Origin of the sequence: Arthrobacter sp. SLBN-112, assembly GCF_006715225.1 — a bacterium.
Classification (GTDB): Bacteria; Actinomycetota; Actinomycetes; order Actinomycetales; family Micrococcaceae; genus Arthrobacter.
Genome location: NZ_VFMU01000001.1, coordinates 2,807,933 through 2,834,744, shown reverse-complemented (window position 1 = coordinate 2,834,744; position 26,812 = coordinate 2,807,933). Strand labels below are relative to the sequence as shown.

Genomic DNA, 26,812 nt, shown 5'->3' with positions numbered 1-26,812 from the left:
GTGCAACGTCAGCCGGGGAACCGGACCGAGACGGCGTCGCCGTGGGCCGGAAGGTCCTCGGCCCGGGACAGGCTTACGATGTGTCCACTGACCTCTGCCAGGGCGTCGCGGCTGTAATTGACCACTTGGATGGCGCGCAGGAAAGTGGTGACGTTCAGCCCTGACGAAAAAGCAGCGGTGCCGCTGGTGGGCAGCACGTGGTTGGAGCCGGCGCAGTAGTCGCCCAGGCTCACGGGGCTGTAGTCGCCAACGAAGATGGCGCCCGCATTCCGGATCCGCGACGCCACCGCTGGGGCATCACGGGTCATGATTTCCAGGTGCTCGGCCGCGTAGGCGTCGCAGGCAGCGATCCCCTGTTCCAGGCTGTCCACCAGCACGACGCCGGACTGCGGGCCGGAGAGTGCCTCCTGCACCCTGGCCGAGTGCTTGGTCGCGGCGGCCTGCAGTTCCAGTTCGGCGCGCACGGCCGCGGCCAGCTCTTCCGAATCCGTGATCAGGACCGATGCGGCCTTGGGGTCGTGCTCGGCCTGGCTGAGCAGGTCGGCGGCAACCAGTGCCGGCTGCGCGGAGTCATCGGCCAGGATGGCGATCTCCGTGGTTCCCGCCTCGGAGTCGATTCCCACAACACCTTTGACCAGCCGCTTGGCCGTGGCGACGAAAATGTTCCCGGGCCCGGTCACCACATCCACGGCCTCCAGGGCAGGGCCGGCGGCCGAGGCTTCGACGCCGTACGCGAAGGCGGCGATGGCCTGGGCGCCGCCGATGGCGTAGACCTCGGTGATGCCCAGCAGCGCAGCTGCCGCGAGGATGGTGGGGTGCGGCAGGCCGCCGAATTCCTTTTGCGGCGGCGAGGCCAGGGCGATGGATTCCACGCCTGCCGCCAGTGCAGGCACAACGTTCATGATCACCGATGACGGGTACACGGCAAGGCCGCCGGGAACGTACAGCCCCACGCGGGCCACGGGCACCCAGTTCTGGCTGACCACCGCGCCATCACCCAGTTCGACGTCCACGTTGCGGGGGCGCTGGGCGTCAGCGAATTTCCGCGCCCGGCTGATGGATTCCTCCAGGGCGGCCCGCACCGCCGGGTCCAACTGGTCCAGCGCTGCGTCAATCGCATCCCCGGGGACCAGCGGGTGGTCCTGCGCCACGCCGTCGAACCGTTCCGCCAGCTCCGCCAGGGCCGCGAAGCCGCGCTGCCGCACGGCGGAGATGATCTCCAGGACCTTTTCCTCGGCATCCGCCACTGTCTGGCCCTTGGCGCGGGGCACGGCGGCGCGCAGGGCGGCAAGCGTCAGGTTGCGGCCGCGAAGGTCGACGGTACGGAAATCGACGGCGGCTGCAGCAGGGGCGGGAAACTCCGGGAAAGTGGTCACGGGACTATTTTACGGGGCTGTTCCCGCCTGCCCGTTCCGCGGCCTCTACCTGCGGCTTCCTGCCCGCCGCTCCCACCACCTCCAGCACGAAGACCGACACGGCCGTGGCGGCAGGCCAGAGCAACAGCACCGGCCAGGCCCGGAGGGAAAAAGCGATGCTGGGGTTCGCCGAGGCATCGACAGCAGGACCAAACAGCCGGGCTGCCAGGATCCCTGACCCCCAGGCGAGGACGCCGCCTGCCAACGCCCCGGCAAGGCCCGTCAGCAGGGCTGCCTGCGGGTCCCGGCGCTTGCTGTCGGCCAGGAACACGGCCAGGAGGCAGCCGGCCAGCACCAGGATCCCGGCGAGGGTGAGGTCGCGCGGCAGCCACACCAGGGGAACATTGCCTGAGGCCAGGGCGGGATCCCGCGTCATCAGGTTCAATCCGCCCGGCGCCAGGAGCCACCAGAGGATGCCTGCCGGAATCCCGGAAGCCGCGGGGACCAGCAGCAGGGACCAGGGCAGCAGCCGCCTGGCGGGGCGGGCGGAGGTTGTCATGCAACACACCTTAACAAAGGTTCCTGGCAGGGCCTCCGGCCGGGGTGTTGCCGCTGCCGTTTTCCCGCCGCGACCGAGGGCCAATACGCTTGGAGAAAGAGTTACACCACTTAGTGCAGGAGTTCCGGTGACCGACAACAGCGAGCCGTTCGAGCAGACGTTCAGGGAGATGTTCCGCCGCCACGCCGCGGGCGTTGCCATCATCACCGTGAACTACCAGGACGAGCCCTACGGCTTTACCGCCACCTCGGTGGCGTCGCTGTCGGCCAAGCCGCCCCGGTTCACATTCAACATGGCACGCAGTTCCAGGTCCTGGCCCGCCGTGGCCAACACGCAGTACCTGGGTGTCCACATGCTGGGGCTGGAGAACCAGGAACTGGCTGCCCGCTTTGCCCGCCCGGGCAACCGCTTCGAAGGCAACCACTGGGAGATCGGGCCGCACGGGGTTCCCATCCTGAAGGACGTGGCGGGCTGGCTGATCGGCGAGATCCAGATGCGCCTGTCCTTCGAGAACAACGCTGTGGTGGTGGTCCAAGTGGTGGACGGCCAGGTGGGCGGCGAGGGATCGCCCCTGCTGTACCACGGCGGCGCCTACGGGCAGCCCGTGCCGCTGGACTACGAGATCTAGCCCCGGCCCGCCATAGTGGCAGCAAAAGGGCGGACGACGGCGGGAGGTGCTTCCCGCCGTCGTCCACCCTTTTGATTGACGTCAGGCCGTCCTAGGCGTCCAGGCAGGCGGGGCCCAGCAGGACCTTCAGGTCGCCGAACAGCGACGGGCTGGGGTTCACGCGGAGGTGGACCGGCAGGCCCATGATCTCCGTGCGGGTATCGCCCTGCAGGTGCAGCCGCACTTCCGAATTGCCCCGGTGGGTGCGCAGTACGTCGCCCAGCTCGGTGACCACGGCCTCGGTGGCCTTGTGGGTGGGCATGGTGATCACCAGGGGGCCGTTCAGCCCTTCGCTCAGGTCCGGGACGGACAGCTCCATGCAGTTCAGGGTGATGGCGCCGTCGTCCCGCTTCTGCAGGCGGCCCTTGACCACCACGATCAGGTCCTCGGCAAGGACGGAGGCAATCGGCCCGTAAACCTGCCCGAAGAACATGACCTCGATCGAACCGCCCAGGTCCTCCACCTCCGCCCGGGCATAAGCGTTGCCGCTGGCTTTGGCAATGCGCCGGCTCAGCGACGTGATCATCCCGGCGATGGTGATGATGGCACCGTCCTGGGGACCGTCCTCGCCCAGGATGGTGGTGATGCTCATCTCGGCATGCTGGGCCAGGAGGCCCTCCAGGCCCTGCAGCGGGTGGTCCGACACGTAGAGCCCCAGCATGTCCCGCTCGAAGGAAAGCTTGTCCTTCTTCTCCCATTCGGGAAGGTCCGGGATCTCGATGCTAAGCGAGGACGATTCCGCCCCGGCATCCTCGAAGCCGGCGAAGAGGTCGAACTGGCCAATGGCCTCATTGCGTTTGAGGGTGATGACGGAGTCGATGGCCTCTTCATGGATCATTGCCAGGGCGCGGCGGTGGTGGCCCAGCGAGTCGAACGCCCCGGACTTGATGAGGGACTCGATGGTCCGCTTGTTGCAGACCACGGCCGGAACCTTCATCAGGTAGTCCTTGAACGAGGTGAAGGCGCCCTCGCTTTCGCGGGCAGCCACCATGGCCTCGACGGCGTTGACGCCCACGTTGCGGATGGCACCCATGCCGAAGCGGATGTCGTTCCCCACCGGAGTGAAGTTCAAGGCGGACTCGTTGACGTCCGGCGGAAGCACCGTGATGCCCATGCGCCGGCACTCGTTGAGGTAGATGGCGGACTTGTCCTTGTCATCACCCACTGACGTCAGCAGCGCCGCCATGTACTCCGGCGCGTAGTGCGCCTTGAGGTAGGCGGTCCAGTAGGAGATGACGCCGTACGCGGCGGAGTGGGCCTTGTTGAAGGCGTAGTCGGAGAAGGGCAGCAGGATGTCCCACAGGGTTTTGACGGCTTCCATGGAGTAGCCGTTGTCCTGCATGCCCTGGGAGAAGCCCGCGAACTGCTTGTCCAGCTCGGACTTCTTCTTCTTGCCCATGGCGCGGCGGAGGATATCTGCCTGGCCCAGCGAGTAGCCGGCCAGCTTCTGCGCCACGGCCATGACCTGTTCCTGGTACACAATCAGGCCATAGGTTCCGCCGAGGATCTCCCTGAGGGGTTCCTCCAGCTCCGGGTGGATGGGAATCACTTCCTGGATCCCGTTCTTGCGGAGCGCGTAGTCCGTGTGGGCGTTGGCGCCCATGGGGCCAGGACGGTACAGCGCGAGCACGGCCGAGATGTCTTCGAAGTTGTCCGGCTTCATGAGCTTCAGCAGGGACCGCATGGGTCCGCCGTCGAGCTGGAAGACGCCCAGCGTATCGCCGCGGGCCAGGAGTTCGTAGGACGGTGCATCGTCCAGCTCGAGGTTTTCCAGGTCCAGGTCGATGCCCCGGTTCATCTTGATGTTCTCGAGGGCATCGGAAATGATCGTCAGGTTCCGCAGGCCCAGGAAGTCCATCTTGATCAGGCCAAGGCCCTCGGACGTGGGGTAGTCGAACTGCGTGATCACCTGGCCGTCCTGGAAGCGGCGCATGATGGGAATGACGTCGATGATGGGGTCCGAGGACATGATCACGCCGGCCGCGTGCACGCCCCACTGGCGCTTCAGGCCTTCGATGCCCAAGGCAGTCTCGAAGACCTTGGCAGCTTCGGGGTCGGTGGCAATCAGCTGCCGGAAATCCCCCGCCTCGCTGTAGCGCTTGGCTTCCGGGTTCTGGATGTCCGCCAGCGGGATGTCCTTGGCCATCACCGCCGGCGGCAGGGCCTTGGTCAGCTGCTCGCCCATGCTGAAGGGGTAGCCAAGGACGCGGGAAGAATCCTTCAGGGCTTGCTTGGTCTTGATGGTGCCGTACGTGACGATCATGGCCACGCGCTCGTCGCCGTACTTCCGGGTCACATAGTCGATGACCTCGGAACGGCGCCGGTCATCGAAGTCGACGTCGAAGTCGGGCATGGAAACGCGGTCCGGGTTGAGGAACCGTTCGAAGATCAGCCCGTGGCGGAGGGGGTCGAGGTCGGTGATGCGCATGGCGTACGCCACCATCGAGCCTGCACCCGAGCCACGCCCCGGCCCCACGCGGATGCCGTTGTTCTTGGCCCAGTTGATGAAGTCGGCAACCACAAGGAAGTAGCCCGGGAAGCCCATGGAAGTGATGACGCCGAGCTCGTAGTCAGCCTGCTTGCGGACCTCGTCCGGGATGCCGCCCGGGTAACGGTACTTCAGGCCCTTGTCCACTTCCTTGACCAGCCAGGAGGTCTCGTCCTCACCGGGCGGGCAGGGGAACCGCGGCATGTAGTTGGCGTCCGTGTTGAAGGACACCTCACAGCGCTCGGCGATGAGGAGGGTGTTGTCGCACGCCTCCGGGTGGTCGCGGAAGAGTTCGCGCATCTCCTGCGGCGATTTGAGGTAGTAGCCGCTGCCGGAGAACGCGAACCGCGAACCGCCATTGTCGTAGGTGGGTTCCAGCAGCGTGGAGCCGGACTGGATGGCCAGCAGGGCCTCGTGCGCCTTGGCGTCGTGCTCGTGGGTGTAGTGGAGGTCGTTGGTGGCAACCAGCGGCAGGTTCAGGTCCTTGGCAAGCCGCAGCAGGTCGCCGGTGACCCGCCGTTCAATGTCCAGCCCATGGTCCATGAGTTCGCAGAAGTAGTTTTCCGCGCCGAAGATGTCCCGGAATTCGGCCGCCGCTTCCAGGGCTTCGCGGTACTGGCCGAGCCGCAGCCGGGTCTGGACCTCGCCGGAGGGGCAGCCGGTGGTGGCAATGAGCCCTTCGGAGTACGTGTTGAGCAGCTCGCGGTCCAGCCGGGGCCATTTTCCGAACACCGAATCGAGGGAGGCGATGGACGAGGCCCGGAAGAGGTTCCGCATGCCCACGTTGTTGTAGCTCAGGAGCGTCATGTGGGTGTAGGAACCACCACCGGAGACGTCGTCCTTGCGCTGGGATTCATCGCCCCAGCGGACGCGTTCCTTGTCAGTCCGTGCGGTGCCGGGAGTTACATACGCCTCGACGCCGATGATGGGCTTGATGCCCTTGTCCGTGGCTTTCCGCCAGAAATCGAAGGCACCGAACAGGTAGCCGTGGTCCGTCGTGGCGAGGGCGGGCATGCCCAGGCGCTCGGTTTCGTCGAACAGCTCCCCCAGGCGGGCCGCCCCATCCAGCATGGAATATTCGGTGTGGGTGTGCAGGTGGACAAACGAATCATTGCTGGAACTCACCGGACCATTCTAAGCGCTGCCGCTTTACAGCCCCGCCAGCCGGTCCGTGTCAGGCCTGTCCGGATTCGAGCACTTCCAGGGCGTAGGCCAGGTCCTGCGGGTAGTCGCTGGTGACCGTGACGCGTTCCCCCGTCACAGGGTGGTCAAAACCCAGCTCACGGGCGTGCAGCCACTGCCGGGTGAGTCCCAGGGTGGCGGCAAGGCGCGGGTCGGCGCCGTACGTCAGGTCGCCGGCGCAGGGGTGGCGGAGGGCGGAAAAGTGGACCCGGATCTGGTGCGTCCGGCCGGTTTCCAGGTGGACTTCCACCAGGCTGGCCTTGCCGAAGGCCTCCAGGACTTCGTAATGGGTCACCGAAGCGCGGCCGTCCTCGATCACGGCAAAACGCCAGTCGTGCCCGGGGTGGCGTCCGATGGGGGCGTCAATGGTCCCGGTCAGGGGATCGGGAAGTCCCTGCACCACCGCGTGGTAGACCTTGTCCACCGTGCGCTCCTTGAAGGCCCGTTTGAGGGCTGTGTAGGCCCGCTCGGACTTGGCCACGACCATTACGCCGGAGGTGCCGACGTCGAGCCGGTGGACAATGCCTGCCCGTTCCGGCGCACCTGAGGTGGAGATGCGGTACCCGGCGGCGGCCAGGCCGCCCACCACTGTGGGTCCCACCCAGCCGGGCGATGGGTGGGCTGCCACGCCCACAGGTTTGTCAACGACGACGAAATCGTCGTCATCGAGCAGGATGTTCAGGCCTTCCACAATCTCCTCCACCACTTCCAGCGGGTCCCGCCGTTCCGGGACGGTGACGTCCAGGACGTCCCCGGCCACGAGTTTTGCCGACTTGCCCAATGCCTTGCCCCGGTTCAGGACGTGGCCTTCCGCCAGCAGGGATGCGGCCACGGAGCGGGACACCCCCAGAAGGCCGGCCAGCCCGGCGTCCGCCCGGGTCCCGCCGTACTCTTCGGCCACGACAATGCGCTCAGTCATGGGCGGGCTTTTCCTGCGGTGCGTTCCCCAGCCGCGTTCCGTCCAGCGCGATTCCTCGGATGGTCAGGATGCAGATGATGGCGACGGCGGACACCACCGCGGAGTCGGCGATGTTGAAGATGGCGAAATTGGGCAGCTGGATGAAGTCCACCACGTGGCCCATGCCGAAGGACGGCTCACGGAAGAGCCGGTCGGTGAGGTTGCCAAGGGCGCCGCCCAGCAGCAGGCCCAGGGCGAGGGACCACCAGGCCGAACCCAGCCTGCGCACTTGGAAAAGAATTGCGATGGCCACGGCGGCCATGATGATGGAGAACACCCATGTGACGTTCTCGCCGATGGAGAACGCAGCACCGGAATTGCGGATGAAGTACCAGTGCAGGAGGGGCGGCAGGACAGGGATGCGCTCCCCCTCCACCATGGTGGAAGTGACCCAGAGTTTGGTCAGCTGGTCCAGGACGTAGGCGAACATTGCGAACCCGGCGAACAGGGAGAGCAGCACCGCCCGGCGCGGGCGGGGTGAGGGTGGGACAGGGCGTGCCGCATCCGCAGCGAGTTCGTCAGTCATGGTGCTTTCAATTCGTGGAGCTGGGTGTCAATGCCAAAAGCCGGTGGCCGAGGAATCCTCAGCCACCGGCTTTCAGAATACGTGCTGCCAGACTTAGTTGGCTTCGCTGACTTCCGGCGTCGCAACGGATCCGCGGGCATCGAGGTCGCGGAGCTGGCCTTCGATGTAGGCCTTCAGACGTGAACGGTAGTCGCGTTCGAAGCCGCGGAGCTGCTCCACCTTGCGTTCCAGGACGGAGCGCTGCTGCTCCAGGGCACCGAGGATCTTGCGGGACTTCTCCTGGGCGTCGTTGACGAGGCTGCTGGCTTCGATCTGCGCTTCGGCGATGATCTTGTCCTTCTGGGCCTGGCCGTCGGCGACGTGGCGGTCGTGCATCTGCTGTGCCATGGCCAGCAGGCCGGCAGCGGACTCCGCTGAAGCAGTGGCAGCGGCAGGCGCAGCCGGTGCGGCGGCAGCCGGGGCAGCCGGCTGGACGTCCTTCTTCTTGGCGGCTTCGGCAGCCTTCGCCTCGGCCTCTGCCTTCTCGCGGGCTTCGTCCTTGTCTGCCTTGACCGGCGCGGGGACCTTCTCCACCACGGGGGCGGCAGCTGAGCTTGCCGGAACGCTTGAACCTGCTTCGGCGAGCTTCTTGCGGAGCTCGTCGTTTTCCTGGTTCAGGCGGCGGAGTTCAACGACGATTTCGTCCAGGAAGTCATCAACCTCGTCCTGGTCATAGCCCTCGCGGAACTTGGTGGGCTGAAAGCGCTTGTTGACAACGTCTTCTGGCGTCAAAGCCATCTGGTCACCTCACTGGTCTGGTTAGTCAGTAGGCCTTCCGGCCGTCAAAACTACGGTACCTAAATTTGGTCTGCTTACTCTAATTCAACACTGCGGTGTCAAACGCGAGGTTTCTTCGCTTTACACTAGCCGTTCCGCGGGGGAACACACTGCATTGCCGGTCCGGTGCGTGGATCAGGCAAGTCCCCTGGTGACGTTCATCGCGATGCTGACGCCGATGAACAGGATCAGGAAACCCAGGTCCAGGGAGATGCCGCCGAGCCGGAGCGGCGGAATCATGCGCCGCAGGCCGTTGAGGGGCGGATCGGTGATGGAGTACACGGCGTGTGCCACGACCAGGGCCGCGCCCCGTGGCCGCCATTCCCTTGCAAACATCTGTACCCAGTCGAACACCAGGCGGATGATGAGGGCGACGAAGAACAGCAGCAGGGCGAGATAGAGAAGTCCGAAAACAATTCCCATGACTTATTTCATATCTCCATAGTCGTGCGGCGATTCCATCGCGGAGGCCACTGTTGTCCTGCTGTTGTCTTGTCTATTTCAGCACAGATGCCAGACAGGTGTCCCTGCCTGGCATCGGGGTGCGGCTTTTGTGCTCAGCTTTGGTTGAAGAAGGTGGCCTGAGTGTCGCTGGCCTTCTTGTCGTCACCGATCACTTCGACGTAGGACGGGGAGAGCAGGAACACCTTGTTGGTCACCCGCTCGATGCTTCCCCGGAGGCCAAACACGAGGCCGGCGGAGAAGTCCACCAGCCGCTTGGCATCGGATTCGCCCATGTCCGTGACGTTCATGATCACAGGAATGCCATCCCGGAAACTCTCACCGATGAGCTTGGCATCGTTGTAGGAGCGCGGGTGGATGGTAGTGATCTGGCGAAGTCCGGTGTTCTCTTCGCGGCTCGAAGCCGCGCGTTTAATGGGGGTCACAGGGGCGCGGTATTCCTCTTCAGGGGCGTAGGACGCCTCGCGGCTGACTTCGCGGACCGGCGCCGGAGCGCGGCGTTCCTCGCGGTCAACTTCCATCGGTTCGTCCTCATCCTTACGTGTGGTCTGTTGCTCGGACTCGTAATGCTCATCGCCGTCGGCGAGCCCAAGATAGATCATTGTCTTGCGCAGAGCGCCGGCCATGGTCGACTCCTAATCGTGTCCCGTAAGCGGGCCGCCCAATGATTTGACAGCACTGGAGTCCCCCGCCCATCACTTCCAATAGGTCCGACGCTACCCCACCGCGGGACGGGAACCGAGAATATCCGAACCGATTCGCAGGTGTGTCGCTCCGAACTTGATGGCGGCCTCAAGGTCCTGGCTCATGCCTGCCGAAATGCCTGTCGCCGCGGGGTAAGCCGCCGCCAGCCGGGCGGAGATCCCGGCGAGCTGCTCGAACGCCGGTTCCGGTGGCGCACCCAGCGGCGCCACTGCCATCACGCCGGCCAGGTTCAGGCCCTCCGCCGCGGCAATCCGCTCTGCCAGCAGCGGCACGTCGGCGGGGTCTGCACCGCCGCGGTGCGTGCCGCCGTCGTCCTCAAGGCTGACCTGGACAAAGCAGTCCAGCGCCGCCCTCCCACTGGCGTCGATCTCATGGGCAACCGCCTTGGCCAGTGCGTCCACGAGCTGCGGCCGGTCCACGGAATGGACCGCGGAGGCGTAGCGCGCCACGGATTTGGCCTTCTTGGACTGCAGCTGGCCTACGAAATGCCACGCCAAGGTCAGATCTGCCAGCTCAAGGGCTTTGGCGGCGGCCTCCTGGTCCCGGTTCTCGCCCACATCCGTCACACCAAGGGCGGCCAGGCGCCGGATGTCGTCCGCCGGGTGAAACTTGGTGACCACAATCAGGGTCGGAAGCCGGTCCCCGCGCCCGGCGTCCCCGGCGGCCGCTGCGATCCGCTTCCGCACGGCGGCAAGCCGTTCGGAAAGTTCCGCGCTGCGGGGATCGTCTGCCGGGCCCTGCCCTGTGCTTGCCGGCTCAGTCATGGCACCAGATCAGTCCGGCGAAACGGCCGGTATTCCGATCGCGGCGGTACGAGTAGAGGGTGTCCGTCTCGAGGGTGCAGGGACCTGCGTATTCCACGTCCACGCCGGCAGCCTCAAGCTGGCTCCGCGCACCGGCGGGAAGGTCCAGGGCGGACGTTCCCCACGAGGTGGTGCTGCGGGTGGCAGGGACCAGGGCGGCTACCTCGTCCTGCAGTGCCGGAGGAACTTCATAGCAGGACCCGCAGATCGATGGGCCCATCCAGGCCCGGATCCGGGAGGCACCAAGAAACTTCATGGTGTCCACAGCGGCGGGGATCACACCGTTCGCGATGCCGGGACGGCCCGCGTGCACAGCGGCAAGCACCGGCCCGCCTGGGGACTCCCCCGCGAGCAGCACCGGAATGCAGTCCGCAACCATGACGGCGAGGGGAAGCCCTTGGGACACCATCGCGTCGGCTTCAGGTGAGGGTGAGTCCGCGCCCATCACGGCCACAGTAGTCCCGTGGACCTGGTTCATGAAGCGCAGCGATTGGGAACGCACGCCGATGGACTCCTCCAGCCGGGCCCGGCGCTGCTGGACCCCGGCTGGATCGTCCCCTACATGCAGGGCAAGATTTCCCGCATCCACATCAGTGAATGCGGCCGATACCCCGGGCAGGATGTCGGCGCGCCAATGGAACAAGCCGCTGCCTACTTCAGGAAGTCGGGGACATCCAGGTCATCCGGGTGGGTGCCGGTCAGGTCCGGCTCCACGACGGAGGGCAGGTCGACGTCGAAGCCTGAGTCGGCGGGGACGGCCGACGGGCGCTGCTGTCCCCAGTTGCTGAGGCCCGCGGCGCCGACGCCTGCGTGGATCGGCTGGACGTTCTGCTGGTGGTTGCCGCCGCCCTGGTGGTTTCCGTTCTGGGGGTGGGCAGAGGCGGGAGCGGCCGCGGGGGCAGCAGGCCGCTGCGGGGCGGCCTGCGGCTGGGACTGGTCCATGGAGGGCGAGGTGGCCTTGACGTCGTCGAACCCGGCCGCGATGACCGTGACACGCGCTTCATCACCCAGGGCATCGTCGATGACGGCACCAAAGATGATGTTCGCCTCGGGGTGGGCCACTTCCTGGACCAGCCGCGCGGCCTCGTTGATTTCGAACAGGCCCAGGTCCGAGCCGCCCTGGATGGACAGCAGCACGCCGTGGGCGCCGTCGATGGATGCTTCCAGCAACGGCGAGGCGATGGCCAGTTCGGCCGCCTTGACGGCGCGGTCTTCACCCCGGGCGGAACCGATGCCCATCAGGGCCGAGCCGGCGCCCTGCATGACGGACTTGACGTCCGCGAAGTCAAGGTTGATCAGGCCGGGCGTAGTGATGAGGTCGGTGATGCCCTGGACACCGGACAGCAGGACCTGGTCCGCGGAGCGGAAGGCGTCAAGAACGGATACGTTGCGGTCGCTGATGGACAGCAAACGGTCGTTGGGGATGACGATCAGGGTGTCCACCTCGTCACGCAGGGCGTCGATGCCGGCCTCTGCGGAACCGGCACGGCGGCGGCCCTCAAACGTGAACGGGCGCGTGACCACGCCGATGGTCAGGGCGCCGAGCGAGCGGGCAATACGGGCCACGACGGGCGCGCCGCCGGTGCCGGTGCCGCCGCCTTCGCCGGCGGTGACGAAGACCATGTCGGCGCCGCGCAGGACTTCCTCGATCTCGTCGGCATGGTCCTCGGCGGCCTGCTTGCCCACCTCCGGGTTGGCGCCGGCGCCCAGGCCCCGGGTCAGCTCCCGTCCGACGTCGAGCTTCACGTCGGCGTCGCTCATGAGCAGGGCCTGGGCGTCGGTGTTGATGGCGATGAACTCAACACCCCTGAGGCCGACCTCGATCATGCGGTTGACTGCGTTCACGCCACCGCCGCCGATGCCGACGACTTTGATGACGGCCAAGTAATTCTGCGGAGCTGCCACGTTACGTGTCCCTTGTTCGTGTCTTATTGCGAAAACTGATGGAGAGCTTGAAGGCTGAAACCTTAACCTTCGAGTTGAAGGTTATAGTTATGTCAAGTAACTCTTGTCTGTGACGGTATTTCCTCTGGTTCCGACATTCAATAACCGGGTCCGCGTGTCGGATTAATACCGGGAAAGAAAGCGCTCAGCGCGTCACGGGGTGCCGTGGAACACTGACATCGTAGACCCTGACCGGGTTCTTGGGATCGGCCGGAGTCTTGAGGAGCGCGGCCAGGACCTTGGCCTTGAGTTCCTTCTCGGAGGCGTTGCCCCACACGATGGTTTGGCCGTCCACCAGCTTGAGTTCCACCGCGTCCACGGACTGCGCGGACGCGTTGGAAAGCTTCGCCAGCACGTCGGCCGGCAGCGCCCCCAGGACTGCGGCGGTGGCGCGGAACAGGTCCTGGCCAATCGCGCCGGCACCGCCGTCGATGACCGGCAGCGAGGCCGACGCCGGATCATCAGTGGCTGCCAGCTGGATGCCGTCGACGTCCACCAGCTGGTACTGCTCCCCCTGCTTGACCAGCGCCACCGGCACACGCTCGTGCACCGCGACGGCGAGGGTGGACGGCGGCCGGGCCTCCACGGAAACGGACTTGACCTGGATCAGGGAACCCAGGAGCCCGCGGACGTCGTCGTCGCTGATCTGCGGCAGTGGCTTGCCGCGCAGGGGTTCCAGCGCAGCCTGAACCTGGGCAGGTGTGACAAGCCGCGTGCCTGTCACCGAAATGTTCTGCATGGCAAGGAGTGGGGAGTAGACGGCGGCCGCCAGCAGCCCGGCAACCAGCACCAGCACAGTTCCCACGGCGAGCAGGACTTTCTTCCTGCGGCGCCGGCCTTTGGGCTCCGGGAACGCCAGGACCGTTGCCCCGGCGGGTTTCGGCTCCTTCAGCTGCTGTGGGGATGCCTGGTCAGGGATACTGCGGGATGCCGTGATCACGTCACCGCCTGCACCGCCCCCGGGCATGCCGGACGATTGTGCCGGTGCGTCCGTGCTGTTCCCGGGCTTGGAGTCGGGGCGGCTTTTGCCCTTGGCCGGGGCGTAGGTGGGGCGGCGGGAGCTAGGCACGCAGTGCCTCCACGATTTTGGGACCGTAGGCTGTGACGTCACCGGCGCCCACCGTGAGGACAACGTCCCCGTCCGTGGCTGCTCCGGCCAGGGTGCCAACTGCGTCGTCGGCGGAGACGAGCCGTCCGCCTTCCCTCAGGTGGTCGGCGATGAGCTGGCTCGTGACGCCGGGGATTGGGTCCTCCCTGGCGGGGTAGATGTCCAGGACCAGGGCGGTATCGGCAAGGTTGAGGGCATCAGCGAACTGCGCGGCGAATTCACGGGTACGGGAAAACAGGTGCGGCTGGAACAGGACATGGACCTTGTGGCCGCCAGCCACTGACCGGGCGGCGGTGAGAGCGGCGCGGACTTCCGTGGGGTGATGGGCGTAGTCGTCGAACACGCGCACCCCCCTTGCTCCGCCTTTCAGTTCAAAGCGGCGGGATGCGCCGGAGAAACGGGCCAGTCCGGCGGCAGCGGCGGCAGCGTCCACACCGAGCTCGAGGGCCACGGCAAAGGCGGCCGCAGCGTTAAGGGCGTTGTGCCGTCCGGGCACCTGCAGCGACAAAGGGAACCGGGCGCCGTCTGCCGATATGGCAACCTGTCCCCTGCCGTCGTCGTCAAGCCTGATGTCTGCCGCGTCACTGGTGCCGTACAGGACCACCCGCGTGTTGCCCCGCGCCCTGGTCCGTTCCGCGAGGGCCAGCGCGCCGGCGTCGTCACCGCAGGCCACCAGGAGGCCGTCCGCCGACAGCAGGGCAGTGAAGCGGTCGAAGGACTCGTAGACGGCTTCAGCGGTGCCGTAGTAATCGAGGTGGTCAGGCTCCACATTGGTGACGACGGCGATGCGGGGCCGGTAGTTCAGGAAGGACCCGTCGGATTCGTCAGCCTCGGCAACGAAGATGCCGGACGTCCCGTGCGCGGCATTCACGCCAAGCGCGGGAATGTTGGCGCCGACGGCAAAGGACGGATCCAGGCCGGCCGCGCGGAGCAGCACGGTGACCATCGACGTGGTGGTGGACTTGCCGTGCGTTCCGGCAACCGTCACCACAGTGTCCCCGCCCATGGTGGCTGCCAGGGCCTGGGACCGGTGCAGCACGGGCAGCCCAGCCGCGCGTGCCGCCGCCAGCTCGGGGTTGTCCTCGCGGATGGCTGAGCCTGCAACCACAGTCTGCGCGTCCGCCAGGTTGCCCGCGGAGTAGCCGACGGCAATACGCGCCCCTGCCGCGGCAAGGTCCGCCATGACGGGCAGGTCCTTGGCGTCTGATCCGCTGACCGGGACTCCGCGGGCCACCATGATGCGGGCCACGGCGGACATGCCTACTCCCCCGATGCCGATGAAGTGCACCTTTCCAAGGGATTCCAGGCTGGGAGTGTTGTCGGGGCTCATGCAGATACCGCTTCCAGGACAAGACCAGCCATGCGCTGGTCGGCATTTCGGATTCCGAGCCGGTAGGACTTGGCTTCCATGGCGGCAAGCCGTGCGTTGTCGGTGATCAGGGGAATCAATTCGCGGTCAACCCATTCCGCCGTGAAGTCGCGGTCAGCCACCAGCAGCGCTCCGCCTGCGGCCACCAGGCCCGCTGCATTCAGTGCCTGTTCACCGTTGCCGATGGGCAGCGGCACCAGGACCGCCGGGACGCCGACGGCGGCCACCTCGCACACCGTGGCCGCGCCCGACCGCGCCAGAAGCAGGTCCGCAGCGGCATAAGCAAGCTCCATGCCGTCGATGTACTCCACCTGCCGGTAGCCCTTTGCCGCGAGGGGCTGACCGGCCTCGTCCAGGACTGTCTTGCCGCGTCCGGTGATGTGGAGGGTCTGGATACCGGCATCGCCAAGGCGGCTGGCAGCGGCGGCGATGGTCCGGTTGATGCTCTGCGCCCCGGAGGAACCACCGGTGACGATCAGGGTTGGCTGGTGGGGATCGAGCCCAAGGGCCTCCCGCGCGGCGGTGCGTGCGGTCTTCCGGTCCAGGCCGGAAATCTCCTTCCTCATGGGCATTCCCACGTGCACGCCATTGCGCAGCGGGGTGCCTTCGAAGGCCACGGCAACCCGGCCGTTGAGGAAAGCCCCCACCCGGTTGGCCAGCCCGGGACGGGCGTTGGCTTCATGGATGACGATGGGGATGCGGCGCTTGCGTGCCGCCAGGTACATGGGTGTGCAAACGTATCCGCCGACTCCCACCAGCACATCGGCCCGGGCCTGGTCCAGGATGGCGCCGGCCTGCCGGACCGCCCCGGCCAGCCTGGCAGGCAGGCGCAGCAGGTCCGAGGACGGCTTGCGCGGCAGGGGCACCCGGTCGATCGTGGCCAATTGGACACCGGCGGCGGGAACCAGCCGGGTTTCCATCCCCGAGGGCGTTCCAACCGCCAGGATGGATGCGTCGGGGGCTTCGCTCCTTAGGGCAGCGGCGATGGCGAGCAATGGGCTGATGTGGCCCGCTGTTCCGCCGCCGGCCAGGACGATGGAGGGTTGTGTCGGAGTCATCTGGAATCAGGCACGCTTTCTGGAATTCTTTGGTTTGTTCTTGTCCCGCCCCGGCCGGGCCTTGAACTTCAGCATCCGTTTGGGCCGCATGGCCGGGGCCATCTGCTCCCGCGCCAGCGAGAGGACCACCCCCACCGCGCACAGTGACATCAGCAGGGCCGAGCCGCCGTAGGAAATGAACGGCAGCGGCACGCCGATGACCGGCATCAAACCGGTGACCACGGACATGTTCACGGTGGCCTGGCCCAGGAGCCAGACCATGATGGTGCCGGCCAGGACCCGGTGGAACAGGTCCTCCTGTGCCACCACCACGCGGTAGATGGCAGCGCCAAGGATGGCGAACAGGATCAGCACGACGACGGTTCCCACCAGGCCGAGTTCCTCGCCAATGATGGCGAAGATGAAGTCGTTGTGGGCTTCGGGGATCCAGCTGTACTTTTGCCGGCTCTGCCCCAGGCCCACGCCCAGCCAGCCGCCGGAGGCAAGGCCGTACATGCCGTTGGTGGCCTGGTAGTTGGCGTCGATGCCGTCTGCGCAGGACTGGCCGGTCCACCACGAGGTGATGCGGCACATGCGGTTGGAGCTGGTGACGGCCATGACAGCGGTGCCGGCAGCGGCGATGATGCCGGCGATGCCGAAGAGGTAGAGCGGAACACCCGCGAAGAACAGCGCCGCTGCGACGATCATCATAATGATCATCGCCGTGCCGAGGTCGTTGCCCACCAGGATCAGGACTATGACGATGGCTGCCATGGGCACTGCGGGGACCAGCACGTGCTGCCACCGGCTGAGCAGTTTGCCCTTCCGGGCCAGCACCGTGGCCAGCCACAGGGCGAGGGCCAGCTTGGCGGCTTCGGAAGGCTGGAAGGTGATGCCGCCGAGGTCGATCCAGTTCTTGTTGCCGTTGACTTCGTCGCCAACCACCTGCACCAGGCCCAGGAGCAGCACGGCGGCACCGACGGCGGGCCATGCGAGCCGCTTCAGCCACACCACGTTGATCCGCGAGAGCACGAACATGGTGAAGATGCCGATTGCGGCGAAGACTCCCTGCTTCAGCGCGTCGCCATAGGGGGACTTTCCGGCAGCGATGGATTCAACACTGGAGGCGGAGAGGACCATCATGATCCCGATGGCGGTCAATGCCAGCGTGGCACCGAGGATGAGGTAGTACGTGGAGCCGTTCCGGGAGGTGCCTGTTCCCTCCAGCGCGGACCAGAACCGGCGGTAGATGGTCCGCAGCTTCAGGCCCGCCGAAGCAGGCCGCCGGGTGGCCGTGGAGCCGGGGCGGGGCTTGCCACCCTGGGTTTTGACCCCCTGGGGCTTGCCACCCTTGGGCCGGGTGGGCGTGCTGACCATTGTTACTCCTCGCCGGTCTGGGCCTGCCCCTCCACCAGCTCGCGGACAGCGTCGATGAAAGTACCGCCACGGTGAGCGTAGGAAGAGAACTGATCCATGGAAGCAGCTGCGGGAGCCATCAGCACGGTGTCGCCGGATTCGGCAAGCTGTGCTGCTGACGCAACGGCCTGGGACATCACCTGTTCTCCGTTGCCGGGTGAACCGGCAGGAGTGCCACCGGGCGCCGAAGCAGTCTGCACTCCTTCAGTGTCGCCTGCCCCCTGCTCGATCACCGGGACATCGGGCGCGTGTCGCCGGAGGGCCTCCCGGAGCGGGGAGGTGTCTGTTCCGATCAGTACCACGGCCTTGAGCCGCGCGGCGTGGTCCCTCACGAGGTCGTCGTAGCTGACGCCCTTTGAGAGGCCGCCGGCAATCCAGACCACGTTGCTGAATGCAGACAGGGAAGCGGAGGCTGCATGCGGGTTGGTGGCCTTGGAGTCGTTGACCCAGAGGACGCCGTGCAGGCGGGCCACGGGCTGGATGCGGTGGTCGCCCGGGACGTAGTCCAAAATGCCTTGGCGGACCGCCTTGGCATCCACACCGTAGGCGCGCACCAGACCGGCGGCTGCGAGGGCGTTGGCCACCATGTGCCGTGGGGCGAGCGGACCAAGATCGGCCATCGAGGCCAGTTCTGCAGCGCTGTTCCTGCGCTCCTCGATGAACGCCCGGTCCACCAGGAGCCCTTCCACGACTCCGAGCATGCTGACAGCAGGGGTGACTGTGGTGAAGCCGACTGCGCGGCAGCCTTCCACCACATCCGCGTTCTCCACCATGCGCTCGGTTTCCACCTGCTCCGCGTTGTAGATGCAGGCCTTCCGGGTTCGCTCGTAGACCTTGGCCTTGTCGGCAAGGTACGAGTCGTAGGAACCATGCCAGTCCACGTGGTCTTCGGCCACATTGAGGCAGACGCTGGCCACCGGCGACACGGATTCCGCCCAGTGCAGCTGGAAGCTGGAGAGTTCAACAGCGAAGACGTCGTACTCCACCGGGTCGCGGAGGGCATCCAGGATGGGGGTGCCGACATTTCCGACCGCGATCGCCTTGAGCCCGGCGGCGCGCAGCATCGATTCGGTGAGCCCAACCGTTGTGGTCTTGCCGTTGGTGCCGGTGATGGCCAGCCAGTCGGCCGTCTTCCGGCCCTCCCGGGTCCGCACCCGCCATGCCAGTTCGACGTCGCCCCAGACGGGAATGTGTGCCCGGGCCGCGCCAGCCAGGAGGGCCTGGTCCGGGCGCCATCCGGGCGATGTCACGATGAGTTCCGGAAGTTCGCCGTCGATGCGCGGTATGTGGGTGACGGCGTCCGGTCCCAGCAGCACATCGGCGGCGCCCACGATCTTCAGGGTGTCGGCATGTGCACGGGCTGTTTCGCTGGTGGCGGCATCCACCACCACCACGCGTGCACCGAGTTCAATGAGGGTGTCTGCGGCGGCGAAGCCGGATACGCCGATGCCGGTCACGACCACGCGCAGGCCGGCCCAGTCGGAGTCCCAGGAGACAAGGTTTGCCAGGCGGGGGGAAACGGTCACAGCAGTACAACCCATTCAGCGTAGAAGATGCCAAGGCCCGCGGCGACGAAGAGTCCGCCCAGGATCCAGAACCGGACAACGACGGTCACTTCGGCCCACCCCTTCAGCTCGAAGTGGTGCTGCAGAGGCGCCATCTTGAAGACGCGCTTTCCGCCGGTGGCCTTGAAGTAACCCACCTGGATGATGACGGACAAGGTGATGAGCACGAAGAGGCCGCCCACAATGCCCAGCAGAAGCTCGGTCCGGGAGAGGATGGCGAATCCAGCCACCGCGCCGCCAATGGCCAGTGACCCGGTGTCGCCCATGAAGATCTTGGCCGGCGAGGTGTTCCACCATAGGAAGCCCACCAGGGCAGCGCTCAGGATGGCTGCCAGCAGCGCGAGGTCCAGGGGATCCCGGACCAGATAACAGCCGCTGCCGGTTTCCCTGGGCGAGCCGCAGGCTTGGTTGTTCTGCCATATGCCCATGAGCGTATACGCGCCGAACACCATGATGGATGCACCCGCGGCCAGGCCGTCGAGGCCGTCCGTAAGGTTCACGCCGTTGGTGGCGGCGGTGACGATCAGGTTGGACCAAATGACGAACAGGATTGCGCCGAGGACTGTGCCGCCAAAGGCGAGGTCAAGCCATGGCAGGTCGCGGACCAGGGAGATCTTGGTTGACGCGGGTGTCAGGCCTGCATTGTTGGGGAAGTTCAACGCCAGGACGGCGAAGATGATGCCCACGGCCGCCTGGAGGATGAGCTTCGCCTTGGCGTCGAGGCCAAGGCTTCGCTGCCGCGAGATTTTGATGAAGTCGTCCAGGAAGCCCACCAGGCCCATGCCCACCATGAGGAACAGCAGGATAAGTGCTGAGGCGGAAGGCCCGGGGGAATCAGGGTTCATCATCAGCATGATGAGGTGCGTGAGTCCGTAGCTCAGCAGGACGGCGGCCACGACCACAGTTCCGCCCATGGTGGGTGTTCCACGCTTGGTGTGGTGCGACGTGGGGCCGTCGTCACGGATGAACTGGCCATAGCCGCGGTGCACCAGGAGGCGGATGAAAAGGGGCGTGCCCACCAGGGCGAACAGCAGGGCCAGGCCTGCGCCGATCAGCAGAGCAATCACAGCAGAGTGCTCCTTTCGTCGGCAGGGGTCGGGGTTGGGGGTAATGCTATCCGATCGCCCAAATGGCGCAGTCCCACGCTGTTGGAGGACTTGAACAGCACGAGGTCGCCCGGCTGGAGCTCGGAATCGAGGATTTCATGGGCCTCATCCACGGTTTCGGCAAAGAGGCATTCGTCGCCCCAGGACCCTTCCTGTACCGCGGAGACGTAGAGAGCGCGCGCGTCCCGGCCCACCACCAGCAGCCGGGAGATGTTGAGGCGCACCACCTGGGTGCCCACGGCGGTGTGCTCGCGGATTGAGTCCTCGCCCAGTTCCAGCATGGCTCCCAGGACGGCCCAGGTGCGGCGGCCCCGGCCGAGATCTGCCAGCGTCCGGAGCGCGGCACGCATCGATTCGGGGTTGGCGTTGTAGGCATCGTTGATGATGGTGACGCCGTCCGGCCGCTCCGTGCGTTCCATGCGCCAGCGGCTGGCGGCTGCCTGGCTGCTCAGCGAGGCAGCAATGTGCTCTCCCGCGACTCCGGCAGCCCATGCGGCTGCCGCGGCTGCCAGCAGGTTTCCCGTGTGGTGTGCTCCGATCAGCCGGCTGCTCACGTGGAGGGGTGCATCGCCGTTGGGCAGCTGGAGGTCGAATTCGGGGCTGCCCCCGGCATTGGTGTCAGCATTCAGCGCCCGGACCTGCGCGTCCTGGCGTCCGTCGGCGGAAAAGCCGAGGACGTTGGCCGAGGTACGGCTGCGCATGGCGGCGACTCGTTCGTCGTCGAGATTGATGATGGCGGTGCCGGCGGCGGAAAGGCCTTCAACCATCTCGCCCTTGGCCAGTGCAATGTTCTCCACCCCTCCGAACTCGCCGGCGTGGGCAGTGCCCACTGCAAGGACCACCCCGATGTCCGGCTTGACCATCTCTGAGAGGTAGCGGATGTGGCCGATCCCTGTGGCCCCCATCTCAATGACCAGGTAGCGGGTGTCGGCGTCCGCCCGGAAGACGGTCAGCGGCACGCCAACCTCACCGTTGTAGGAGCCCTGGGGCGCGACGGTGTTGCCTTGCGTGGCCAGGGTCCCGGCCAGCAGGTCCTTGGTGGTGGTCTTGCCGGCTGAACCCGTGATGCCCACGACGGTCAGCTGCTCCCCCGCTGCTGCACGGGCGGCACGGATGCGGCGGACCGCTTCGGCAGCCAGGGCACCCATTGCCAGGACGGCATCGGCAACCACGATGGACGGGTAGGCACTGCCCTCCAGGGCTTCGACCGGGCGCTCGACAAGGGCCAGGACAGCTCCGGAGGCAAAGGCGGCGTCGATGAAGTCGTGGCCGTCGGCGTGCTCGCCCGGCTTTGCGACGTAAAGCGAACCGGGCGTGGCTTCGCGTGAATCCGTCACCACCGAGAGGGGCGTAATTCCGGGATCGGCGTCCAGGCGCCCGCCGGTGATTTCGGCGATTTCCGCCGCAGTAAATGCAATCATCTCGGTCTAGGACTCTATCCGGTCGTCATGGAGAACGTTGAATCCCCTGGCTGTCAAGGCGTTGCGCAGCTCCACCCTGTCGTCCAGGGCGAGATTCACGCCTTTCACTTCCTGCCAGACCTCGTGGCCGCGGCCGGCCACCAGGATGGTGTCCTGCGGCCGCGCCAGGCCCGCCGCGTGCCGGATGGCCTCGTCCCGCGGGAAGACCTCCAGCAGGTCGGCGTGCAGGGACTCTTTTTCCACGGCTTCCCGCGCGCCGGCCAGCACTTCGGCCCGGATGGCTGCTGCGTCCTCGTCGTGCGGGTCGTCGTCGGTGATGATCACAGTGTCGGCAAGACGGGCGGCGATGGCTCCCATGGCCGGGCGCTTGCCCTGGTCGCGCTGTCCCGTGGCGCCGAAGACAACGATCAGGCGCGAATCCGGTTCCGGTGAACGGACTGCTTCCAGGGCCCGTGCCAAGGCGTCGGTATTGTGGGCGAAGTCCACGACGGCGGCGGGCTGCTCGGCGACCAGCTGCATCCGCCCCGGCACGGCCATGCTGAACGGATCGGCGCGGTCCAGGGCGGCCTGCAGGTCGGCGGCGCCAACCCCGGATGTGAGGACCATGAGCGTGGCCAGGGCTGCGTTGGCAACGTTGAAGCTGCCGGGCAGCCCCGTGTGGACGTTCAGGACGGCACCGGCGGGCCCCGTAAGGGTGAAGTCGGTGCCGAGCCCGCGTGGCGAGGCAGCGCTGACTGTCCAGTCCGCCGCGGTCCGGCCGCTGGTACTGAGCGTGGTGATGGGCACCTCGCTGTTGCCGGCCAAGCGCTGGCCCCACTCGTCGTCGACCGTCACCACGGCCGTGCGGGCGCGGCCCGGTGTGAAGAGCTCTGCTTTGGTGGCGAAGTACCCGTCCATCGTGTGGTGCAGGTCCAGGTGGTCCTGGGTGAGGTTGGTGAACCCTGCGACGTCGAAGACCAGGCCGTCCACCCGCTGGTACGAGATCGCATGGGAGGACACCTCCATGGCCGCGGCATCCAGCCCGCGCTCGTGCATGAGCGCGAGGAGCCCGTGGACCTCCGGCGATTCCGGCGTGGTGAGGAGGCTGGGGATGGGCTCCCCGCCGGCCAGGATCTCGATGGTGCCGATCAGGCCGGACTGCCGCCCCAGCGCACGCAGCAGCGAGGAGATGAAGTAGGTGGTGGTGGTTTTCCCGTTGGTCCCGGTGACGCCGAAAAGCTGCAGCGGACGGCCGTCGGCAAACTGGCTCCGGTAAATCATGGCGGAGAGGGGTCCCACCTCGTTGCGCGGATTGCCGACGACGAGCACGGGCACGGGCGTGTCCGCGGACAGGGCGAGCAGGCGCGCACCGGCGTCGTCCGTGAGGACTGCTGCAGCCCCAGCCCCGATGGCGTCGGTGGCGAAGTCGGCGCCGTGCCTGCTGGCCCCGGGCAGGGCCACGTACAGGTCGCCGGGCTCGACCGTGCGTGAGTTGATGGAGATGCCAGTGATTTCCACGTCGGAGGCTGGAGCGGGTACGGGTACGCCCACGGCCTGCCCGACGGCGGCCAGCGGGACCGCCGCCACGGCTGCGGGCCGGAAGCGGCCCGGATTTTCGTCCCGGACAGTATCGCTGCCGGGCGTGGTGAACTCTGACAAAGGGATCTCCGATGGTGCTAGTGCGTGTCCGGCGTGGTTCGCGCCGGGCACTGTGAGGCGCTGGATGCTGCTGGTACTTCCGGCGGGGCGCAGCGGCTACTTGGCGTACTGCGGCATTCTGGCCGGCTGGCCGGTCGAAGGCTGGACGTTGTAGGTCCGCAGCGCCTGGCTCATGACGGACCGGAACACCGGCCCGTTGGTGATGCCGTAGATGCTGCCCTTCGGCCGCTGGAGGACCACCTCCACAATAAACCGCGGATCATCCATCGGCGCCATTCCCACGATGGAGGCCGTGTACCCGCAGTAGCCGGACTTGCCGTCGTCGCAGGGTGATTCGGATGTACCGGTCTTGGCTCCCACGCGGTACCCGTCGATCCCTGCGTCCTTGATTTCGCCTTCGGTGACGGCACTTTCCAGGATGTCCTGGACCTGCTGGGCCGTGCTTTCGGAGACAATTTGCCGCGACGGCTGGGCCGGGACCTTTTCCTCGGTACCGTCAGGGGAAACGTAAGAATCGATCAGCCGCGGCTGCAGCATGACACCGTTGTTGGCGATGCTCTGGTAGGCACGGACCGTCTGGAGCGTGGACTGGGAAACGCCCTGCCCGAACAGGACGGTGTACTGCTGGCGTCCGTCCCACTGGTCCGGGGGCGTGAGGATGCCCGCTGCCGTGGCCGGGAGTCCGATGTCCGGAGCCTCGCCGATGCCGAACTTCTTCAGCCAGTCGTACCGCTGCTCCTTGCTGAGCCGCTGCCCTGCCATGACCGTTCCGGTGTTCATGGAGTAGCCGATGATGCCCGCCAGCGTCCGTTCCTCCGTGCCGTGGGCAAACGCGTCGCTGAAGGTCTGGCCGTCCACAGTGTAGGTGGGCGGAATGGTGAACTTGTCCAGCGGGCTGGCAAGTCCTTCATCGATCACGGCCGCCGCCGTCATCATCTTCTCCACCGAACCGGGCTCGTAAGCTGCGGTTACAGACCGGACGCCACGGTCCTTGGCTGCCACGAGGCCCGGGTTGTTGGGGTCCGGGGAGTTGGTGTCGGCCAGGGCAAGCAGATTCCCGGTCTTGGCGTCCATCACGATGATGACGCCCCATTCGGCGCTGAGTTTGTCCGCCTGGCTCTGGACGGCCTGCTGGGCAAAATACTGAAGATCCGAGTTCAGCGTGAGCTTGACGTCCTTGCCGTTCTGCGGCGGGGTCAACTCGTCCAGGCCCACCGGGATGCGGAGCCCGTCGGCGCCGATCTCGAACAGGCGCTTGCCGTCCTTGCCCTTGAGCTGGTCGTCCTGCGTCTGCTCGATGCCGGCCAGGCCGGTGGTGCCGTCCTGGAGGAAGCCGACAACTCCGCCGGCCACGGCACCGTTCGGGTAGACGCGTTTGCTGACGCCCTCCGCGACGATGCCGGGAACCTGGAGCTTGGAGATGCGGTCCTCGACATCGGGCTTTACGTCCTTGGCCACAATGTAATACGGCTGTTCCCCTGTCACCGCGTCACGGACGGCATTGGTGTCCATGCCCAGCGCGGCGGCAAGTTCGGAAATCGCCTGGTCGCGGCTGACATCCACCAGCTTGTCGTGGCCGTCCGCTTGGGGCTCGAGCCGCTTGTAGGCCTCTGTTTTCGTGTTGACCCGCTGGTCAACCACGATGTTGTAGCGGATCACACTGTTGGCCAGGACCGTGCCGCGGGAGTCCAGAATGCTGCCCCGCTCTGCCGGAAGGATCGCCGAGGTCATCCGGCTGTTCAGTGCCGCCTCGGCCATGCCGCCGACGTCGAGCCCCTGGACCAGGAAGAGCTTCCCGCCCACCACCAGCAGGAGCGTGAGCATGACGCCCAGTCCCAGGCGCAAGCGCTTGGTGGCGTTCGGTGCCTTGCTTTTTCCTGCCTTGCCGGTCGTCTCCGCCACCGTGATATTCCTTGCTGCTCGACGCTGCTGCCTGTCCTGCCTTCTGGCCTACTGTCCGGGGACCTTCTGCTGGGGCGCCGGGACGGAGCCGCCGTGAAGCTCGGGGGCCGGAGCCGCTGCTGCCGCCGCCGCGGCGGCCTGGGCGGCAGCCGCCTGGGCAGCATCGGCGGAGGGAGCTGCGGCAGGAGCCTTGCCGGCATCCGGCGTTGCTGCCTTGTCCGCGGCGGCATCCTTGGACTTTGCGTCCTTGGACTTTGCATCCTTTGAATCTGCGCTCTGGGACGCGGGCGGCACAATAAGCTGGCCTGCCACTGCCGGCGACGGAATGACCGCTCCTGACGCTGCGCCCTTGACCGCCGGGGTCGCTTTCCCGGTCACTGACAACGTGGACAGGTCAATCTGGCCCTTGACGGTGGACGCCACCATTCCCAGTTCAGTGGCCTTGGCCGCCAGGTTCTGCGGGGCCTCGAAGTTCTGCACCTGCTGGGTAAGGTCCTGGTTCGCCTTGGTCAGTGTGCTCTGTTTGGCACGCAGCTCCACCAACTGGTACTGCGCCGTTGACACGGAGATATTCAGGACCAGCACCGCCATCAACGCTACGGCGAGCATGGCGAAGCACAGTACGACGAACGGCGCCCGGCGCTTTCGCGGCGCCGTGCGGACCACGGAAAGCGGGGTTCGGCCCTTCCGGCCCCCGGCCTGTTCGCCCGCGCGCCTGGTGTCAGCCGCCGAACTGCCGGAGACAACGGGAAAGTTCTTGACGGCGGCGGTGCTCATGCAGCTCTCCTGGCTCTGATACGTTCTGCCGCGCGAAGCCTGGCGGAGGCAGCGCGCGGATTTTCGGCGATTTCGACGGCGGTGGGCACCTCGGTGCCTTTGGTCAGGGTCTTGAGTTCGGGTTTGTGTTCTTCCAGCTCAACGGGGAAGCCAAGCGGAGCAGAAGACTTGGAGCGGGCCTGGAAAACGCCTTTGACGATCTTGTCTTCCAGCGAGTGGTAGGACATGACCACAATGCGGCCGCCGAGGGCCAGGGAAGCCACGGCAGCGGGCACGGCACGTTCCAGGACGTCGAGTTCCTCGTTGACCTCGATCCTCAGGGCCTGGAAGGTCCGTTTGGCAGGATGTCCACCGGACTTCGCCGCGGAGGCGGGAACCACGGAGCGGATCTGCTCCACCAGTTCGCCGGTGGTGGTGAAGGGCTTGACGGCACGTGCCGCGACGATCCGGTTGGCAATTCGTCCGGCGAACTTTTCCTCGCCCCATTTGCGGATGATCCGGACCAGGTCCTCTTCGCTGTAGGTGTTGACCACGTCAGCTGCGGTCTGGCCCCGGCTGGTATCCATGCGCATGTCCAGCGGCGCATCGAACGAGTAGGCGAAACCGCGCCCACGCTCATCCAGCTGCAGGGAGGAGACGCCCAGGTCCATCAGGATTCCGTGGACTTCAGGTACGCCGAGGTCTTCCAGGACGTCCTGGATTTCGTCGTACACGGCGTGGACCAGATCAGTCCGGGCGGCGAACGGAGCGAGCCGCTCCCCCGCCAGGGCCAGTGCTTCCTCATCACGGTCAATGCCGATGAGGTGGAGGTCGGGGAAGCGCTGGAGCATTGCCTCGGAGTGGCCGCCCATGCCCAGGGTTGCATCAACGGCAATGGGGGTCTCACCGCGCAGTCTTGCTGCTTCGAATCCCGGTGCCAACAAATTGATGCACCGGTCGCGAAGGACCGGCACATGGCGTTCGGACGTGGGCCTGGGTTGATCGGTCATGCCTGGTCCTTTCCCGCCG

23 protein-coding genes are annotated in these 26,812 nt (G+C 66.4%); 1 reads left to right on the top strand and 22 read right to left on the bottom strand.

Features of this window, described 5'->3' with window-relative positions; genetic code table 11:
* Positions 1-8 precede the first annotated feature (8 nt).
* On the bottom strand, positions 9-1,376 hold the full coding sequence (gene hisD / locus FBY33_RS13100) for a histidinol dehydrogenase (protein ID WP_142030942.1): 1,368 nt from the start codon (positions 1,374-1,376) through the stop codon (positions 9-11).
* Between the two features lie 4 nt (positions 1,377-1,380).
* On the bottom strand, positions 1,381-1,914 hold the full coding sequence (locus tag FBY33_RS13095) for a hypothetical protein (RefSeq protein ID WP_142030941.1): 534 nt from the start codon (positions 1,912-1,914) through the stop codon (positions 1,381-1,383).
* 127 nt (positions 1,915-2,041) lie between these two features.
* On the opposite strand from FBY33_RS13095, the gene FBY33_RS13090 reads away from it, so the two are divergent.
* Complete coding sequence (locus tag FBY33_RS13090; RefSeq protein ID WP_056331660.1) at positions 2,042-2,542, top strand: flavin reductase family protein; 501 nt, start codon at positions 2,042-2,044, stop codon at positions 2,540-2,542.
* A 91-nt stretch (positions 2,543-2,633) separates the two neighbouring features.
* Here the strand turns inward: FBY33_RS13090 and dnaE are convergent, their stop codons facing one another.
* The 20 genes from dnaE to rsmH form a co-directional block, all read right to left on the bottom strand.
* Positions 2,634-6,194, bottom strand: a complete 3,561-nt coding sequence (gene dnaE, locus FBY33_RS13085) for a DNA polymerase III subunit alpha (protein ID WP_142030940.1) — start codon at positions 6,192-6,194, stop codon at positions 2,634-2,636.
* 49 nt (positions 6,195-6,243) lie between these two features.
* The gene (locus FBY33_RS13080; protein ID WP_142030939.1) at positions 6,244-7,170 is read right to left on the bottom strand and encodes an RluA family pseudouridine synthase; all 927 of its coding nucleotides are present in this window, start codon (positions 7,168-7,170) and stop codon (positions 6,244-6,246) included.
* Positions 7,163-7,735 (bottom strand): signal peptidase II, encoded by a 573-nt coding sequence (gene lspA / locus FBY33_RS13075; protein WP_142030938.1) that lies wholly within the window; start codon positions 7,733-7,735, stop codon positions 7,163-7,165. Before lspA ends, FBY33_RS13080 begins: the two co-directional genes overlap by 8 nt.
* A 93-nt stretch (positions 7,736-7,828) precedes the next feature.
* The gene (locus tag FBY33_RS13070) at positions 7,829-8,512 is read right to left on the bottom strand and encodes a DivIVA domain-containing protein (RefSeq protein WP_142030937.1); all 684 of its coding nucleotides are present in this window, start codon (positions 8,510-8,512) and stop codon (positions 7,829-7,831) included.
* Positions 8,513-8,686: 174 nt separating this feature from the next.
* A complete protein-coding gene (locus FBY33_RS13065; protein ID WP_142030936.1) occupies positions 8,687-8,974 on the bottom strand; it encodes a YggT family protein in 288 nt (95 codons plus the stop codon).
* Positions 8,975-9,108: 134 nt separating this feature from the next.
* A complete protein-coding gene (locus FBY33_RS13060) occupies positions 9,109-9,639 on the bottom strand; it encodes a cell division protein SepF (RefSeq protein ID WP_142030935.1) in 531 nt (176 codons plus the stop codon).
* Between the two features lie 90 nt (positions 9,640-9,729).
* Positions 9,730-10,482, bottom strand: coding sequence for a YggS family pyridoxal phosphate-dependent enzyme (locus FBY33_RS13055; RefSeq protein WP_142030934.1), 753 nt, complete (start codon positions 10,480-10,482; stop codon positions 9,730-9,732).
* Entirely contained in the window at positions 10,475-11,164 is a 690-nt protein-coding gene (locus FBY33_RS13050) for a polyphenol oxidase family protein (protein WP_142030933.1), read from the bottom strand. Before FBY33_RS13050 ends, FBY33_RS13055 begins: the two co-directional genes overlap by 8 nt.
* Positions 11,165-11,172: 8 nt before the next feature.
* Positions 11,173-12,426: a cell division protein FtsZ gene (ftsZ, locus tag FBY33_RS13045; protein ID WP_142030932.1), complete on the bottom strand. Its 1,254-nt coding sequence runs from the start codon at positions 12,424-12,426 to the stop codon at positions 11,173-11,175.
* A 184-nt stretch (positions 12,427-12,610) separates the two neighbouring features.
* Entirely contained in the window at positions 12,611-13,534 is a 924-nt protein-coding gene (locus FBY33_RS13040; RefSeq protein WP_200831378.1) for a cell division protein FtsQ/DivIB, read from the bottom strand.
* On the bottom strand, positions 13,527-14,903 hold the full coding sequence (murC, locus tag FBY33_RS13035) for a UDP-N-acetylmuramate--L-alanine ligase (RefSeq protein ID WP_142030931.1): 1,377 nt from the start codon (positions 14,901-14,903) through the stop codon (positions 13,527-13,529). Before murC ends, FBY33_RS13040 begins: the two co-directional genes overlap by 8 nt.
* Entirely contained in the window at positions 14,900-16,000 is a 1,101-nt protein-coding gene (gene murG, locus FBY33_RS13030; RefSeq protein WP_142030930.1) for an undecaprenyldiphospho-muramoylpentapeptide beta-N-acetylglucosaminyltransferase, read from the bottom strand. Before murG ends, murC begins: the two co-directional genes overlap by 4 nt.
* Positions 16,001-16,006: 6 nt before the next feature.
* Entirely contained in the window at positions 16,007-17,356 is a 1,350-nt protein-coding gene (gene ftsW, locus FBY33_RS13025) for a putative lipid II flippase FtsW (protein ID WP_142030929.1), read from the bottom strand.
* 2 nt (positions 17,357-17,358) lie between these two features.
* Positions 17,359-18,936, bottom strand: coding sequence for a UDP-N-acetylmuramoyl-L-alanine--D-glutamate ligase (murD, locus tag FBY33_RS13020; RefSeq protein ID WP_200831377.1), 1,578 nt, complete (start codon positions 18,934-18,936; stop codon positions 17,359-17,361).
* Positions 18,918-20,027: a phospho-N-acetylmuramoyl-pentapeptide-transferase gene (gene mraY, locus FBY33_RS13015; RefSeq protein WP_142030927.1), complete on the bottom strand. Its 1,110-nt coding sequence runs from the start codon at positions 20,025-20,027 to the stop codon at positions 18,918-18,920. Before mraY ends, murD begins: the two co-directional genes overlap by 19 nt.
* Positions 20,024-21,487 (bottom strand): UDP-N-acetylmuramoyl-tripeptide--D-alanyl-D-alanine ligase, encoded by a 1,464-nt coding sequence (locus tag FBY33_RS13010; RefSeq protein WP_142030926.1) that lies wholly within the window; start codon positions 21,485-21,487, stop codon positions 20,024-20,026. The genes mraY and FBY33_RS13010 overlap by 4 nt, the downstream gene beginning before the upstream one ends.
* Before the next feature lie 6 nt (positions 21,488-21,493).
* Positions 21,494-23,125, bottom strand: a complete 1,632-nt coding sequence (locus FBY33_RS13005) for a UDP-N-acetylmuramoyl-L-alanyl-D-glutamate--2,6-diaminopimelate ligase (protein ID WP_142030925.1) — start codon at positions 23,123-23,125, stop codon at positions 21,494-21,496.
* 96 nt (positions 23,126-23,221) lie between these two features.
* Positions 23,222-25,027 carry a peptidoglycan D,D-transpeptidase FtsI family protein gene (locus FBY33_RS13000; protein WP_142030924.1) on the bottom strand — a complete coding sequence of 602 codons (1,806 nt, stop codon included), beginning with the start codon at positions 25,025-25,027 and terminating at the stop codon, positions 23,222-23,224.
* Between the two features lie 48 nt (positions 25,028-25,075).
* Positions 25,076-25,804 (bottom strand): hypothetical protein, encoded by a 729-nt coding sequence (locus tag FBY33_RS12995; RefSeq protein WP_142030923.1) that lies wholly within the window; start codon positions 25,802-25,804, stop codon positions 25,076-25,078.
* The gene (gene rsmH / locus FBY33_RS12990) at positions 25,801-26,793 is read right to left on the bottom strand and encodes a 16S rRNA (cytosine(1402)-N(4))-methyltransferase RsmH (RefSeq protein ID WP_142030922.1); all 993 of its coding nucleotides are present in this window, start codon (positions 26,791-26,793) and stop codon (positions 25,801-25,803) included. The genes FBY33_RS12995 and rsmH overlap by 4 nt, the downstream gene beginning before the upstream one ends.
* Positions 26,794-26,812: the final 19 nt, after the last annotated feature.

Bases quoted from the DNA above. Each gene is read 5' to 3' on its own strand.
- murC (WP_142030931.1), bottom strand. From the start codon at position 14,903: ATGAGCCCCGACAACACTCCCAGCCTGGAATCCCTTGGAAAGGTGCAC.
- FBY33_RS13065 (WP_142030936.1), bottom strand. From the start codon at position 8,974: ATGGGAATTGTTTTCGGACTTCTCTATCTCGCCCTGCTGCTGTTCTTC.
- ftsW (WP_142030929.1), bottom strand. From the start codon at position 17,356: ATGGTCAGCACGCCCACCCGGCCCAAGGGTGGCAAGCCCCAGGGGGTC.
- FBY33_RS13070 (WP_142030937.1), bottom strand. From the start codon at position 8,512: ATGGCTTTGACGCCAGAAGACGTTGTCAACAAGCGCTTTCAGCCCACC.
- FBY33_RS12995 (WP_142030923.1), bottom strand. From the start codon at position 25,804: ATGAGCACCGCCGCCGTCAAGAACTTTCCCGTTGTCTCCGGCAGTTCG.
- FBY33_RS13055 (WP_142030934.1), bottom strand. From the start codon at position 10,482: ATGACTGAGCCGGCAAGCACAGGGCAGGGCCCGGCAGACGATCCCCGC.
- FBY33_RS13010 (WP_142030926.1), bottom strand. From the start codon at position 21,487: ATGATTGCATTTACTGCGGCGGAAATCGCCGAAATCACCGGCGGGCGC.
- rsmH (WP_142030922.1), bottom strand. From the start codon at position 26,793: ATGACCGATCAACCCAGGCCCACGTCCGAACGCCATGTGCCGGTCCTT.
- FBY33_RS13095 (WP_142030941.1), bottom strand. From the start codon at position 1,914: ATGACAACCTCCGCCCGCCCCGCCAGGCGGCTGCTGCCCTGGTCCCTG.
- FBY33_RS13080 (WP_142030939.1), bottom strand. From the start codon at position 7,170: ATGACTGAGCGCATTGTCGTGGCCGAAGAGTACGGCGGGACCCGGGCG.
- lspA (WP_142030938.1), bottom strand. From the start codon at position 7,735: ATGACTGACGAACTCGCTGCGGATGCGGCACGCCCTGTCCCACCCTCA.
- FBY33_RS13060 (WP_142030935.1), bottom strand. From the start codon at position 9,639: ATGGCCGGCGCTCTGCGCAAGACAATGATCTATCTTGGGCTCGCCGAC.
- murD (WP_200831377.1), bottom strand. From the start codon at position 18,936: ATGGGTTGTACTGCTGTGACCGTTTCCCCCCGCCTGGCAAACCTTGTC.
- murG (WP_142030930.1), bottom strand. From the start codon at position 16,000: ATGACTCCGACACAACCCTCCATCGTCCTGGCCGGCGGCGGAACAGCG.